The organism is Variovorax sp. UC122_21 (genome assembly GCF_044056785.1).
Taxonomy (GTDB): domain Bacteria; phylum Pseudomonadota; class Gammaproteobacteria; order Burkholderiales; family Burkholderiaceae_C; genus Variovorax.
On the sequence record NZ_CP172004.1, the window covers coordinates 945,974 to 959,156 of the forward strand.

General features: G+C 72.1%; 13 protein-coding genes and 1 pseudogene. 10 read left to right on the forward strand and 4 right to left on the reverse strand.

Annotated features, from left to right (window positions below; all coding sequences use genetic code 11):
- Positions 1–103 precede the first annotated feature (103 nt).
- The gene (locus tag ACHMXE_RS16740) at positions 104–808 is read left to right on the forward strand and encodes a response regulator (protein WP_395352701.1); all 705 of its coding nucleotides are present in this window, start codon (positions 104–106) and stop codon (positions 806–808) included.
- 10 nt (positions 809–818) lie between these two features.
- Positions 819–2,609, forward strand: a complete 1,791-nt coding sequence (locus ACHMXE_RS16745; protein WP_395350271.1) for an ATP-binding protein — start codon at positions 819–821, stop codon at positions 2,607–2,609.
- Between the two features lie 12 nt (positions 2,610–2,621).
- On the opposite strand, the gene ftsY is transcribed toward ACHMXE_RS16745, so the two are convergent.
- Positions 2,622–3,566, reverse strand: coding sequence for a signal recognition particle-docking protein FtsY (gene ftsY, locus ACHMXE_RS16750; protein ID WP_395350272.1), 945 nt, complete (start codon positions 3,564–3,566; stop codon positions 2,622–2,624).
- 399 nt (positions 3,567–3,965) lie between these two features.
- Here ftsY and ACHMXE_RS16755 point away from each other — a divergent pair, with 399 nt between their 5' ends.
- Together ACHMXE_RS16755 and ACHMXE_RS16760 are read left to right on the forward strand one after the other, a co-directional pair.
- The gene (locus ACHMXE_RS16755; protein ID WP_395350273.1) at positions 3,966–5,417 is read left to right on the forward strand and encodes a M16 family metallopeptidase; all 1,452 of its coding nucleotides are present in this window, start codon (positions 3,966–3,968) and stop codon (positions 5,415–5,417) included.
- 32 nt (positions 5,418–5,449) lie between these two features.
- Complete coding sequence (locus tag ACHMXE_RS16760; protein WP_395350274.1) at positions 5,450–6,838, forward strand: M16 family metallopeptidase; 1,389 nt, start codon at positions 5,450–5,452, stop codon at positions 6,836–6,838.
- A gap of 6 nt (positions 6,839–6,844) precedes the next feature.
- Here ACHMXE_RS16760 and ACHMXE_RS16765 read toward each other — a convergent pair whose 3' ends face one another.
- Complete coding sequence (locus tag ACHMXE_RS16765; protein ID WP_395350276.1) at positions 6,845–7,747, reverse strand: LysR family transcriptional regulator ArgP; 903 nt, start codon at positions 7,745–7,747, stop codon at positions 6,845–6,847.
- 75 nt (positions 7,748–7,822) lie between these two features.
- Here ACHMXE_RS16765 and ACHMXE_RS16770 point away from each other — a divergent pair, with 75 nt between their 5' ends.
- From ACHMXE_RS16770 to pxpA, 6 genes are read left to right on the forward strand one after another with little or no spacing between them, the layout of a single operon-like run.
- Entirely contained in the window at positions 7,823–8,458 is a 636-nt protein-coding gene (locus ACHMXE_RS16770) for a LysE/ArgO family amino acid transporter (protein WP_395350278.1), read from the forward strand.
- A 43-nt stretch (positions 8,459–8,501) separates the two neighbouring features.
- Entirely contained in the window at positions 8,502–9,158 is a 657-nt protein-coding gene (locus tag ACHMXE_RS16775) for an RsmD family RNA methyltransferase (RefSeq protein ID WP_395350280.1), read from the forward strand.
- Positions 9,159–9,202: 44 nt separating this feature from the next.
- Positions 9,203–9,706: a pantetheine-phosphate adenylyltransferase gene (coaD, locus tag ACHMXE_RS16780; RefSeq protein ID WP_057596071.1), complete on the forward strand. Its 504-nt coding sequence runs from the start codon at positions 9,203–9,205 to the stop codon at positions 9,704–9,706.
- Between the two features lie 9 nt (positions 9,707–9,715).
- Positions 9,716–10,378 (forward strand): 5-oxoprolinase subunit PxpB, encoded by a 663-nt coding sequence (gene pxpB / locus ACHMXE_RS16785; protein WP_395350282.1) that lies wholly within the window; start codon positions 9,716–9,718, stop codon positions 10,376–10,378.
- Positions 10,379–10,414: 36 nt separating this feature from the next.
- Positions 10,415–11,383: a biotin-dependent carboxyltransferase family protein gene (locus ACHMXE_RS16790; protein WP_395350284.1), complete on the forward strand. Its 969-nt coding sequence runs from the start codon at positions 10,415–10,417 to the stop codon at positions 11,381–11,383.
- Positions 11,384–11,427: 44 nt separating this feature from the next.
- The gene (gene pxpA / locus ACHMXE_RS16795) at positions 11,428–12,165 is read left to right on the forward strand and encodes a 5-oxoprolinase subunit PxpA (protein ID WP_395350286.1); all 738 of its coding nucleotides are present in this window, start codon (positions 11,428–11,430) and stop codon (positions 12,163–12,165) included.
- A gap of 25 nt (positions 12,166–12,190) precedes the next feature.
- Here pxpA and ACHMXE_RS16800 read toward each other — a convergent pair whose 3' ends face one another.
- Both ACHMXE_RS16800 and ACHMXE_RS16805 read right to left on the reverse strand, forming a co-directional pair.
- Positions 12,191–12,892: a substrate-binding domain-containing protein gene (locus ACHMXE_RS16800; RefSeq protein WP_395350288.1), complete on the reverse strand. Its 702-nt coding sequence runs from the start codon at positions 12,890–12,892 to the stop codon at positions 12,191–12,193.
- A 118-nt stretch (positions 12,893–13,010) separates the two neighbouring features.
- Positions 13,011–13,136, reverse strand: a pseudogene (locus ACHMXE_RS16805) (LysR family transcriptional regulator); the annotation flags it as partial.
- Positions 13,137–13,183: the final 47 nt, after the last annotated feature.

The following is a 13,183-nucleotide window of genomic DNA, read 5'->3' on the forward strand; positions in this document are numbered from 1 at the left end:
AAACAATAGCATTACACCGAGCGGCCATCGCGGGGATCGCCATGACTTCCGGCACTGTCGCGGCCCGGGTGCACCGCTAAGATGCGGCGCGTGGCTCCGCTCGATCCCCTCTTCCTCTTCCACTCCCCCGTCCTCGGCGGCCCAGGCCGGCATCGCGCCGCGCGGCCGCACCGCGATCCTGGTGGTCGACGACCACGACCTGCTGCGCCTCGGCGTCTGTGCGCTGGTCCAGGCCCAGGCGACCTCCTCGGGCGCCGCGATCGAGGTCTACGAGGCCGGCAACGTCGCCGACGCGCTCAAGCTCTACGAGGCGCACCAGGACGCCATCGGCCTGGTGCTGCTCGACCTCGCGCTGCCCGACACCCATGGCCTGAGCGGCCTGGCCGAGTTCCGCCTGCGCTATCCCGAGGCCCGCATCGTCGTGCTCTCGGGCACCGGCAACAGCACCCTGGCGCAGGGCGTGCTGGCGCTGGGCGCGAGTGCCTTCCTGCCGAAGTCGGCCGACCTCAAGGAAGTGGTGAGCTTCATCCGCGCCTGCGGCCTGCTCGACGCCGATGCCGCCCAGTCGCCGCCGCCGGCCGTGCCGAAGGCGCTCACGGGCTATGCCGAGTTCGCCCATGCCAGCGCCTGGCAGGAACTCACGCCGCGCCAGATGCAGGTGCTGCAGTGGGTGCTCGAGGGCAAGGCGAACAAGGAGATCGCCCAGCTCGCCAACCTGAGCGAAGGCACGGTGAAGAACCACGTGTCGACCATCCTGCTGCTGTTCGGCATGCGCTCGCGGGCCCAGTTGATCAGCACCCTGCATTGAACGGCGCGCGGTGCTGAACGACCCGGCCGCCGATGTCGTTCTCGGCCAGCGCGTGCTGCGCGAACACGTCGCCTCGGTCTACGACACCTACAGCGCCTCGACGCTGACCCACCTGTGCTTCGTGGCGGTGTTCGGCGCCATCCTCTATGCGCAGCTGCACGACCCGCGGCTGCTGTTCTGGATGGCCGGCATGGTGCTGGCCGACGTCTACGTCTTCTTCACGCCGCGCTGGTATCCGGCGCGGCCGGCGCTCGAGAGCCCGTACTGGGCGCGCAAGATCTCGCGCCTGGTCACGCTGGTCAGCATGGTCACGGCCGTCGTGCCCTGGCTGGTCGTGCCGGCCGGCAACCTGCCGATGACCTCGCTGCTGATGGCGGTCATCGTCGGCAGCTGCGCGCGCGCCTCGCAGTCGCTGTGGCCGCTGAAGCCAGCGCTGTTCGGCTACACGCTGCCGATGTCGCTGGGCATGATCACCGCGCTGGCCTGGCAGGGCGACGGCCTGCACCTGTTCCTGGCCGCGGCCGGCGCGGCCTACCTGATGCTGACCCTACACGCGGGCATCCGCCAGCACCGGCTGCTCACCGATTCGCTCATGCTGCGCTTCGAGAACGAGGCGCTGGCCGCGCGCCTGGGCGAGCAGATCGCGGCCACCGAGCGTGCCAGCCAGGAGAAGACCCGCTTCCTCGGCACCGCCAGCCACGACCTGCGCCAGCCGCTGCATGCCATCGCGCTGTTCGGCGCAGCGCTCGAGAACGAACTGCGCAACCGTCCCGAGGGCCGCAATGCCGAGCGGCTGATGCGCGCGGTCAATGCGCTCGGCGCCTCGCTCGACACCATGCTCGACGTCTCGCGGCTCGATGCCGGCGTGGTCGTGCCCGAGGTGCAGGCGGTGCAGCTCGATGCGCTGTTCCTGCCGCTCAACCACACCTTCTCGGCGCGCGCCGAGCAGAAGTCGCTGCAGCTGCGCGTGCGCGCCAGCGGCCTGTGGGTGCGCAGCGATCCGCAACTGCTGCACCGCATGCTGTCGAACCTGATGGACAACGCGCTCAAGTACACCCGCAGCGGCGGGGTGACGGTGATCGCGCGCGACCGCGGCGACACGGTCTGGATCGAGGTGCGCGACACCGGCGTGGGCATCGCGCCCGAGCAGTCGGGCCGGATCTTCGAGGAGTTCTACCAGGTCGACAACCCCGGCCGCGACCGCTCGCGCGGGCTGGGCATCGGGCTGTCGATCGTGCAGCGGCTCTCGCGCCTGCTCGGCCATCCGGTGCAGATGCATTCGCGCCTGGGCCGCGGCACGCACTTCCGGCTGGTGGTGCAGGCCGCGAACGCGCAGGCGAGCGCGCTGGCCGGGCCGTTTCCGACGCAGGCCGCGGCGGCCGATGCCGAGGAACGGCGCCGTCGCAGCGCGGCGCGGCTGCCCGCGCGCGTGCTGCTGCTCGACGACGAGCAGGAGATCCGCGAAGCCATGACCGGCCTGCTGCGCTCGCACGCGGTCGAGGCCCTGGCCGTGGACGACGAGGCCGCGGCCGCGCGAGCGCTGGCGCGGGCGCGCGACGAGGGCCGTCCCTTCGAGCTGCTGCTGTGCGACTACCGGTTGGCCGACGGCGTCGACGGCCTCGACGTGGGCCTGCGCCTGAGCCGCTTGGGCGAGCGTGCCACGCCGCTGCTGCTGATCACCGGCGAGACCTCGCCCGACCGGCTGCTGCGCGTGCGCGAGTCGCGCGTGCCGGTGCTGTTCAAGCCGGTGGTGGCCGACCGGCTGCTCGAGGCGATGAGCGAGGCAGTGCGCGCCCGCTGAGGGCGCGGGACCTCAGTTGCCCAGCAAGGCCTGCGCGAACTCGCGCGCGTCGAAGGTCTCGAGGTCCTCGAGCTTCTCGCCCACGCCGATGAAGTAGACCGGGATCGGCCGCTCGCGCGCGATCGCGCACAGCACGCCGCCCTTGGCGGTGCCGTCGAGCTTGGTCACGACCAGCCCGGTCAGGCCCAGCGTCTCGTCGAAGGCCTTGACCTGCGCCAGCGCGTTCTGGCCGGTGTTGCCGTCGATCACCAGCAGCACCTCGTGCGGCGCGGTGGCGTCGGCCTTGGTGACCACGCGCTTGATCTTCCTGAGCTCGTCCATCAGGTGCAGCTGCGTCGGCAGCCGGCCCGCGGTGTCGACCAGCACCACGTCCTTGCCGCGCGCCTTGCCGGCGTTGACCGCGTCGAAGCTCACGGCGGAAGGGTCGCCGCCTTCCTGGCTCACGATCTCCACCGTGTTGCGGTCGGCCCAGACCAGCAGCTGCTCGCGCGCCGCGGCACGGAAGGTGTCGGCCGCGGCCAGCAGCACCGAGGCGCCCTCGTTGGCCAGGTGCTTGGTGAGCTTGCCGATGGAGGTGGTCTTGCCCGCGCCGTTCACGCCCGCGACCATGATCACGGTGGGCGTGTGGCGGCCGATCTCCAGCGGCTTCTCGAGTGGGCGCAGCAGGTCGGCGATGGCCTCGGCCAGCAGGCGCTTGACCTGCGACGCGTCGGTGGCCATCTGGCTCTTGACGCGGCGGCGCAGGTCGTCGAGCAGGTATTCGGTCGCCTTCACGCCGGCATCGGCCATCAGCAGCGCGGATTCGAGCTCTTCGTAGAGCGCGTCGTCGATCTGCGCATTGACGAACACCGCCTGGATGCCGGTGCCGGTCTTGCGCAGGCCGGTCTTGAGCTTGTCGAGCCAGCCCCGGCGCTCGGCTGCGGGCGGGGGGGCGATCTCGAGCACCGGTGCCGGCACCGGCGCGGGGGGCCGGCGCGAGGATCGGGAGGTCGATGGCGGGGGGCGGCGGAGGAACGGGCGCGGGTGCGGCGGGTGGCGGGGCAACCGGTGCCGGCGCCGCGGGTTGGACGATCGGCTCGACCGGGGGCACGACGGGTACGGCGGGCGCGGCCACCGGTGCCGGCGTCGCCGCGGGCGGTGGAACCGGTGCGGGAGGCGGCGCTTCCTTCGCCGCCGGTTCCCCCGAACCAGCTCGAGGGCGAGAACACCGAGCGCGAGGGCGCGCTCTCCGCGGCGGGGGCAGGTTCGGCCGGCGGGGTCGCTGGCGCCTGCGGGGCCGGTGCTTCGGCGTTTCCGCGGGTGGTTTTTTCTTGAAGAAACTGAACATCGGGCGCTTTTTAGAATCGGAGCCATTCTATGAAACACCCCTCGCCACGCCGCGCTGCGTCTGGTGCGGTGCTGGCCCTGGCGTTCGCGGCGCCCTGGGGCTTGCCCGCGCAGGCGCAACAGCCATCGCCCCCGGCCACCCCCTCCACCGTCTCCACCGCTTCGGCCCCCGGTCCCCGGCAGTTCACCCTCTCCAACGGCATGACCCTGATCGTGCAGCCCGACCGGCGTTCGCCGACCGCGGTGCAGATGGTCTGGGTGCGCGTGGGCTCGCTCGACGAGGTCGACGGCACCTCGGGCGTGGCCCATGCGCTCGAGCACATGATGTTCAAGGGCACGAAGTCGATCAAGCCCGGCGAGTTCTCGCGCCGCGTGGCGGCGCTGGGCGGGCAGGAGAACGCCTTCACCACGCGCGACTACACCGGCTACTACCAGCAGATCCCGGTCGGCAGCCTCGAGCAGGTGATGAAGCTCGAGTCCGACCGCTTCGCCAACAACCAGTGGCCCGACGACGAGTTCAAGCGCGAGATCGAGGTGGTCAAGGAAGAGCGACGCATGCGCACCGAGGACCAGCCGCGCGCCCTGCTCGGCGAACAGCAGAGCGCGGCCGTCTTCATCGCCTCGCCCTACCACCGGCCGGTGGTGGGCTGGATGAGCGACCTCGATGCGATGACGCCCGAGGACGTGCGCGAGTTCCACCGCCGCTGGTACGTGCCCGCCAATGCCGCGATCGTGATCGCCGGCGATGTCGACGTCGACAAGGTGCGCGCGCTGGCCGAGAAGTACTACGGCGGCATCCCCGCGCGCGCGGTGCCGGTGCGCAAGCCGCGCATCGAGCCGCCGCAGCGCGGCATCCGCCGCATCGAGTTCAAGGCGCCGGCCGAGCAGGCCTACGTCTCGCTGGCCTTCCGCATTCCGCAGCTCGAGAGCATCGATGCCGAGAGCGACGCCTGGGCGCTCGAGGTGCTGTCGGCCGTGCTCGACGGCTACACCGGCGCGCGGCTCGACCGCGCGCTCACGCAGGGACCGGAGCGCGTGGCCGATTCGGCCGGTGCCTATTCGGGGCTGATCGGGCGCGGCCCGCAGCTGTTCGGCCTGGCGGGCGTGCCCGCGGCCGGCAAGACCGCCGCACAGGTCGAGGCCGCGCTGCGCGCGCAGGTCGCGCGCATCGCCAGGGAAGGCGTGGGCGAGGCCGAACTCGCGCGCGTCAAGACGCAGTGGGTGGCGAGCGAGACCTACAAGCGCGATTCGGTGATGGCGCAGGCGCGCGAACTCGGCAGCAACTGGGTGCAGGGCCTGCCGCTCGATGCCGACCCGCGCATGATCGCGAAGCTGCAGGCCGTGACCGCCGCGCAGGTGCAGGCTGTGGCCGCCAAATACTTCGGCGACGACCAGCTCACTGTCGCCACGCTGGTCCCGCTGCCGCCCGATGCGCGGCCCCGTGCCCGCGGCTTCGCCGCTCCCGCGGGAGAACTGCGTTGAACGCCGCCGCATCGCTCGAAGGTCCGATTCCCATGTCCCTTTCCCATTCCAAACCGGCCGCCGCCGGCCGCCTGCTGCGCACCGGCGTGCTGGTCGCGCTCGGCTTCGCCGCCCTGGCCGCGCAGGCCGCGCTGCCGATCGAACACTGGACGCTCGCCAACGGCGCCAAGATCTACCTCGTGTCGTCGCAGGCGCTGCCGATCGTCGACGTCGAGGTCGACTTCGACGCCGGCAGCCGGCGCGATCCCGCCGACCAGGCCGGCCTCGCGAGCGTGAGCTCGACCATGGTCGAGAAGGGCGTGCGCGCCGGCCGCAACGGCGAGCCCGCGCTCGACCAGAACGCGCTGGGCGAGGCCTGGGCCGATCTGGGCGCAGAGTTCGACGTCAGCGCCAGCAACGACCGCACCAGCTACACGCTGCGCAGCCTCGCCGACCCCAAGCTGCTCGACAAGGCGGTGGCGCTGGCCGCGCGCGTGATCGGCGAACCCACCTTCCCCGACGACATCTGGCAGCGCGAACGCGAGCGCCTCTCGGCGTCCATCCGCGAGGGCAACACCAAGCCCGCGACGGTGGCGGCGCGCGCCTTCTCGAGCGCGGTCTACAGCGGCCATCCCTATGGCCAGCAGACCACCGAGGCCACGCTCGCGCGCATCGACACCGCGGCCATGCGCCAGCGCTACCAGCAGCTGATCGTGCCGTGCCGCGCCAAGCTCAGCATCGTGGGCGCGGTGACGCGCGCGCAGGCCGAGGGCATCGCCAACGCGATGCTGTCGCGGCTGCCCGGTCCCGAGGCCTGCACGCCGCTGCCCGCGATCGCGCCGGTGCCGGCGCTGGCCGAGTCGAAGGAAGTGCGCATTCCCTTCGAGTCGGCGCAGACCCATGTTTACATCGGCCAGCCCGGCTATCCGCGCCAGGACCCCGACCACTTCGCGCTCAACCTCGGCAACTACATCCTCGGCGGCGGCGGCTTCGTGTCGCGCCTGACCGACGAGGTGCGCGAGAAGCGCGGCCTGACCTACAGCGTCTACAGCGGCTTCGCGCCGGGGCTCGACGCGGGCGCGTTCCGCGTCGGCTTCCAGACCCGGCCCGACCAGGCGGCCGAAGCGGTGAAGGTGGCGCGCGAGGTGCTCGCGAAGTTCGTCGCCGAGGGGCCCACGCAGAACGAGCTCAAGGCCGCGAAGGACAACCTGATCGGCGGCTTCCCGCTCCTGCTCGACAGCAACCGCAAGCTGATCGGCAACGTCGCCAACATCGCCTGGAACGACCTGCCGCTCGACTACCTCGACACCTGGACCGCGCGCATGAATGCCGTGACCGCCGCCGACATCAAGGCCGCGTTCGCACGCAAGCTGCAACCCGAGCGCATGGTGACGGTGGTGGTGGGCAGCGACCCGCAGGCCAAGCCGCGGGACGGCAAGTAGTCGGCTTCAGGCCAGCGCGTGCGGCCCCGTGCGCGAGGCGGCGCGCACGCAATCGCCGAGCCGTGCGAGCAGCCGCGGCGCCGCGCGCGCCTGCTGCCAGTACAGCGGCACCGGCAGCCGCGAGCTGGGCACCAGTTCCACCAGCGAGCCGTCGCGCAAGGCCTGCGCCACCATGCTCAGCGGATGCATGCCCCAGCCCATGCCCGCGCGCGCGGCCTCGACGAAGGCCTGCGGCGAGGGCAGCCAGTGGCGCGGCGTCTCGACCTCGCGACGGCAGATGCGCCGCACCCAGCGCGCCTGCAGCGCGTCCTTGCGGTCGAACACCAGGCTCGGCGCCTGCGCCAGCGTGCGCGCGCCCACGCCCTTGGCGAAATGCGACTGCACGAAGGCCGGGCTGGCTGCGGCCACATAGTGCATCGTGCCCAGCGCCTCGCTGTTGCAGCCGGCCACCGGCTGCGCCAGCGCGGTGACCGCCGCCAGCACCGCGCCGCTGCGCAGGCGCTCGGCCGTGTGGTCCTGGTCGTCGACCGTGAGGTCGAGCAGCGCGCCGTGCTGCTGCGAGAAGGCGGCGGCCGCGCCGACGAACCAGGTCGCGAGGCTGTCGGCATTGACCGCCACCCGCACCGTGACCCGCTCGCCGGCCTCGCCGGCGCCCAGCACCGGCAGCGCATCGCGCAGCTCGTGCTCGAGCATGCCCACGCGCTCGACATGCCGGCACAGCTGCAGCCCGGCCTCGGTCGCCACGCAGGGCTGGCCGCGCACCAGCAGCGCGCCGCCGATGCGTTCCTCGAGCAGCTTCACGCGCTGCGACACCGCCGAGGGCGTGACGTTGAGCGCGCGCGCCGCGCGCTCGAAGCTGCCTTCGCGCACCACGGTGGCCAGGGCATGGAGGGCGGCGTAGTCGAGCATGCGAATGAAGTAAAACTGAATTGGCTTAAGGAAGTTTAGTTTGAGTTAATTCGCGCGCGGCGGCAAGCTCGCACCATGTCTGCCGAACTCGTCACCACCGCCTTCCTCAACGGGCTCTTCATGAGCCTGGTGCTCATCGTCGCCATCGGCGCCCAGAACGCCTACGTGCTGCGCCAGGGCTTGCGCCGCGAACACGTGAGCGCGGTCGTGCTGTTCTGCGCCGTGAGCGACGCGGTGCTGATCTCGGCCGGCGTGGCCGGCATGGCGCAGGCGCTCCAGGGCCGGCCGATGCTGGCCACCGCGCTCGCCGCCTTCGGCGCGCTGTTCCTCGCCGGCTACGGGCTGCGCGCGCTGTGGCGCTCGCGCGCGGCCGGCGCGCTGCGCACCGTCACGCAGGGCGGTTCGCTCTCGCGCACCGCGGTGCTGGCCCAGGCCGCAGGTTTCACGCTGCTGAACCCGCACGTCTACCTCGACACCGTGCTGCTCGTGGGCAGCACCGGCGCGCAGTACGCGGGCTCGCTCAAGGGATGGTTCGTGGCCGGCTCGGCGCTCGCGAGCGCGCTGTGGTTCTCGGCCCTCGGCTATGGCGCGCGGCTGCTGGCGCCGGTGTTCGCGCGGCCGCGTGCCTGGCAGATGCTCGATGCGCTGATCGGCGGCACGATGCTGGTGCTGGCGGCGCTGCTCGCGCGGCGCGCGATCGCGGGCTTCTGAACCGCGACGCAATGGGGCAGGGCCGGCGCGTTAAGCTCGCCGCATGCCCCGCAAGCCTGCCGCCGCGCCCTCGCGCACCCCAACGACTTCTTCCTCCGCGCGTCCGGCGCGCGCGCACGAGGTGCGCATCATCGGCGGCCAGTGGAAACGCACCCGCCTCGCCGTCGCCGACAAGCCCGGCCTGCGCCCCACGCCCGACCGCGTGCGCGAGACGCTGTTCAACTGGCTCGCGAGCCTGGCCGGTGCCGGTGGCGGCGAGCTGCCGGGCTGGCAGTGCATCGATGCCTTCGCGGGCACCGGCGCGTTGGGCCTCGAGGCCGCGTCGCGCGGCGCGGCCGGCGTGCTGCTGTGCGAGCAGGACGCAGCGCTGGTCGCGCAGATCCAGGCCGCCAAGACCAAGCTCGCCGCCGAGGCGGTGCGCGTGGAGCGCGGCAACGGCGTCACCGCGCTCGAGCGCGCGCCGGCCGCGAGCCTCGACGTGGTCTTCCTCGACCCGCCCTTCGACAGCACCACGCTCTACGAACCCGCGCTGCGCGCCGCCGCGCGCGCCGTGCGCGCGGGCGGCGCCATCTACCTCGAGGCACCGCGTCGCTGGAGCGACGAGGAAGCGGCCGCGCTCGGCCTCGTCGTGTTCCGCCACTTGAAGGCCGGCGCGGTGCATGCCCACCTTTTGATGCACGCCGCACACCGCACTGCATAATCCGCCGACCCAAGCCGCATCGGCTGCATGAGGAGGTAGCAACCATGGCCAGCAACGTGATCGCGGTTTATCCCGGCACTTTCGACCCCATCACCCTCGGGCACGAGGACGTGGTGCGGCGTGCGACCCAACTGTTCTCGAAGGTGATCGTCGCCGTGGCGGCCGGTCACCACAAGAAGGCGCTCTTCACGCTGCAGGAACGCATCGAGATGGCGCGCGAAGCTGTCAAGCCCTACAGCGACCAGGTCTCGGTCGAGAGCTTCTCAGGCCTGCTGCGCGACTTCGTCGTGGCGCGCGGCGGCAAGGCCATGGTGCGCGGCCTGCGCGCCGTCACCGACTTCGACTACGAGTTCCAGCTCGCGGGCATGAACCGCTCGCTGATGCCCGATGTCGAGACCGTGTTCCTCACGCCCAGCGACAAGTACCAGTTCATTTCCAGCACCTTCGTGCGCGAGATCGCGATGCTCGGCGGCGAGGTGCACAAGTTCGTCTCGCCCAACGTCGAACAGCAGCTCGCGGCCAAGGTCCGAAGCCTCGGCAGAGAGTAGGCGCCGCCGATGAGCGGCGCGCTGGCGCCTCGTTTGCACCTGCTGGGCGACGCGGCGCTGCTGTGCGACCTGCCCGGTCCCGCCACGCTCGCGCAGCAACAGAAGATCTGGGCCCTGGCGCGCGAGGCCGGCCGCTGGAGCGGCGTCGGCGAGGCGCTGCCGGGCATGAACAACCTCACCTTGACCTTCGATCCGACCGCGGTCGATCTCGAGACGCTGAGCGCGCGCGTGCTCGAGGCCTGGCCGCGACTCGAGAGCGGCGGCATCGAGGGCCGCGACATCGAGATTCCCGTGGCCTACGGCGGCGAGCACGGTCCCGACCTCGCGGACGTGGCGGCCCACACCGGCCTGTCGACCGCCGAGGTGGTGCGTCGCCATGCCGCGGCCGAGTACGTGGTCTACCTGCTGGGCTTCCTGCCGGGCTTCGCCTTTCTCGGTGGACTGCCCGCCGCGCTCGCGACGCCGCGCCGCGACGTACCGCGCACGGCGGTGCCCGCGGGCTCGGTCGGCATCGGCGGCGAGCAGACCGGCATCTATCCGCTGCGCTCGCCGGGCGGCTGGCAGCTGATCGGGCACACCGAGGTCGCGCTCTTCGATCCGCTGGCCGACTCGCCGACCCTGCTGCGGCCCGGCGACCGCGTGCGCTTCGTCGTCGAAAGCCTGCGGCCATGACGCTGCTGATCGAGAAGCCGGGGCCCGCTGGCGTCGGTGCAGGACCTCGGGCGCCACGGCCATCGCCAACTCGGCATCTGCCCGGGCGGCGCGCTCGACACGCTGGCGCTGTCGCTCGCCAACCGGCTGGTGGGCAACGCCACCGGCGCGGCCGGGCTCGAGCTGACGCTGGGCGGCAGCGTGCTGCGCTTCGAGACCGACACGCGCATCGCGCTGGTGGGCGACGACTTCGGCGCCACGCTCGACGGCCAGCCGCTGTGGCCGTGCTGGAGCGTGCCGGTCGCGGCCGGGCAGACGCTGCGGCTCGCGAGTGCCAACGCGGGCGGCAAGGCCGGCCTGCGCAGCTGGCTCGCGGTGGCGGGCGGCATCGACGTGACGCCCGTGCTCGGCTCGCGCAGCACCGACCTCAAGGCCGGCTTCGGCGGCCACGAGGGCCGTGCGCTGCGCAAGGGCGACCGCCTGCCGCTGGGCGCGTCGGCGCTGACCGAGGCGCAGCGCGCGCGACGTGCCTTCGGGGTGCGCGGTCCCGAGTGGGAGCCCGATGCCGCGGCCGACGGTGTCATCGCTTTGCGCGTGCTGCCCGGCCCCGAGTTCGAACAGTTCACCGTCGCCTCGCGCGACCAGCTCTGGCGCGAGCGCTGGCGCATCACGCCGCAGAGCAACCGCATGGGCAGCCGGCTCGCGAGCGCGAGCGGCACCGAGCTCCGGCGCAAGCGCGCCAACGACATGCTGTCCTCGGGCGTGATCCCCGGCACGATCCAGGTGCCGCCCTCGGGCCAGCCGATCATCCTGATGGGCGACGCCCAGACCACCGGCGGCTATCCGCGCATCGGCGTGGTGATCCGCGCCGATCTCTGGAAGCTCGCGCAGGCGCCGCTCAACGGCAGCCTGCGGCTGGTGCCGGTCGATGCCGCCGGCGCGCTCGAGGCCTGGGCCGCGCAGCAGCGCTACGTCGCGCAGGTGGCGCAAGGCCTCGCGGCGGCGGGCTGGCCGACCCCGGCATAGACTGCGGCCTTTCCATCCGCCGCATCGCTCCAGGAGTCCTCCCCATGCACATCGACCTCAACGCGGACCTCGGCGAAGGCGCCGGCAGCGACGAAGCGCTGCTCGGACTCGTGAGCTCGGCCAACATCGCCTGCGGCTGGCATGCGGGCGACGCGAAGACCATGCACCAGTGCGTGCGCTGGGCCGTCGCGCGGGGCGTGGCCATCGGCGCGCATCCCAGCTTTCCCGACCGCGAGAACTTCGGCCGCAGCACCATGCACCTGCCGCCCGACGAGATCGTCTCCAACGTGCTCTACCAGGTCGGCGCGCTCGCGGCCATCGTCAAGGCCGAGGGCGGCCGGCTCGCGCACGTGAAGGCGCACGGCCAGCTCTACAACCAGGCGGTGAAGGAGCCCGAACTCGCCGACGCGCTGTGCGAGGCCGTGCGCCGCTTCGATCCCGCGCTGAAGTTCTTCGGCCTCGCGGGCAGCGGCATGATCGACGCCGCGCGCCGCGCCGGCCTCGTGCCGGTGGAGGAGGTGTTCGCCGACCGCGGCTACATGCCCGACGGCAGCCTGGTGCCGCGCAGCCAGCCCGGCGCGCTGATCGAGGACGACGCGCAGGCCATCGCCCAGACCCTGGCCTTCGTGCGCGAGCGCCAGGTCAGGGCCATCGACGGCAGCATCGTGCCGGTCAATGCGCAGACCGTCTGCCTGCACGGCGATGGCGCGCATGCGCTGGCCTTCGCGCGCCGCATCCGCGAGCGGCTGCTGTCCGAAGGCATCGCGGTGCGCGCGGACTGAAGCAGCCGCGTGCTGCATCCGCCGCTCAGGCGGGCAGTGCGTCCTCGCAGGCCAGCGCATTCACCCAGCGCGGCCCGATCTCCTCGCAATAGTCGGCCACCACGGTGCGCGTGAGCCGCGCCACCGCCTGCACCGCGGGCGCCGTGCCCTCGGCATGCGCGAGGCTGATCGCCATCGGCGGCAGCGCGGGGCCGTCGCGCACCTCGAGCTCGCCGGCGGCCAGTTCCTGGCGCACGAACACCGGCGGGATCGCGGCCACGCCGAAGCCGCCCTTGGTCAGCTGGATGATCGACTGCACCGACGGAAAGCTGCACACGCGCGGCTCCGCGGCGCGTCCCGCGAACAGCGCCTTCACATGCGCGCGCGGGCCCGAGGTGCGCGAGAAGCTCAGAAGCGGCACCCGCTCGAGGTCCTCGAGCCGCAGGGTGCGCGCATGCGGCAGCAGCGTCGGGCGCGCCACCCAGCGCATCGGGAAACTGCACAGCGCCAGCACCACCGATTCGCCGCTGCGCGCGAGCTCGGAGACGTCGTCGTTCTGGATCAGCAGGTCGAACTTGCGCTGCCGGAACTGCTCGCGCAGGTTGTGCGCCGTGTCGACCGTGATGTCGGGCTCGACCGCGGGCAGCCGCGCGCTCAGCAGGTGGATCAGCGGCGTGAGCCAGGTGTGGACCACGGTCTCGATCACGCCGATGCGCACGCGCCCCGAGGGCGGCGCATCGGGCTGCACCGAGCGCTTGAGCTGTTTCTCGAGCGCGAGGTATCTGCTCGGCCTGCGCCACCACCTGCTCGCCGATGCGCGTGAGCCGCAGCGAGCGCTGCGAGCGGTCGACCAACTGCACGCCGAGCTCTTCCTCCAGCGCCTCGATGCGCTTGGACACCGCGGCCTGGGTGGCGCAGAGCATCTGCGCCGTCTCTCGGAAGCTCTTGAGCCGGTCGAGCATGACCAGCGTTTCGAGGAAACGGGTGTTCATCTTCTGCTTCTCCCTGTACCGAGCATCGTTGAACTTTTGTTATCGGG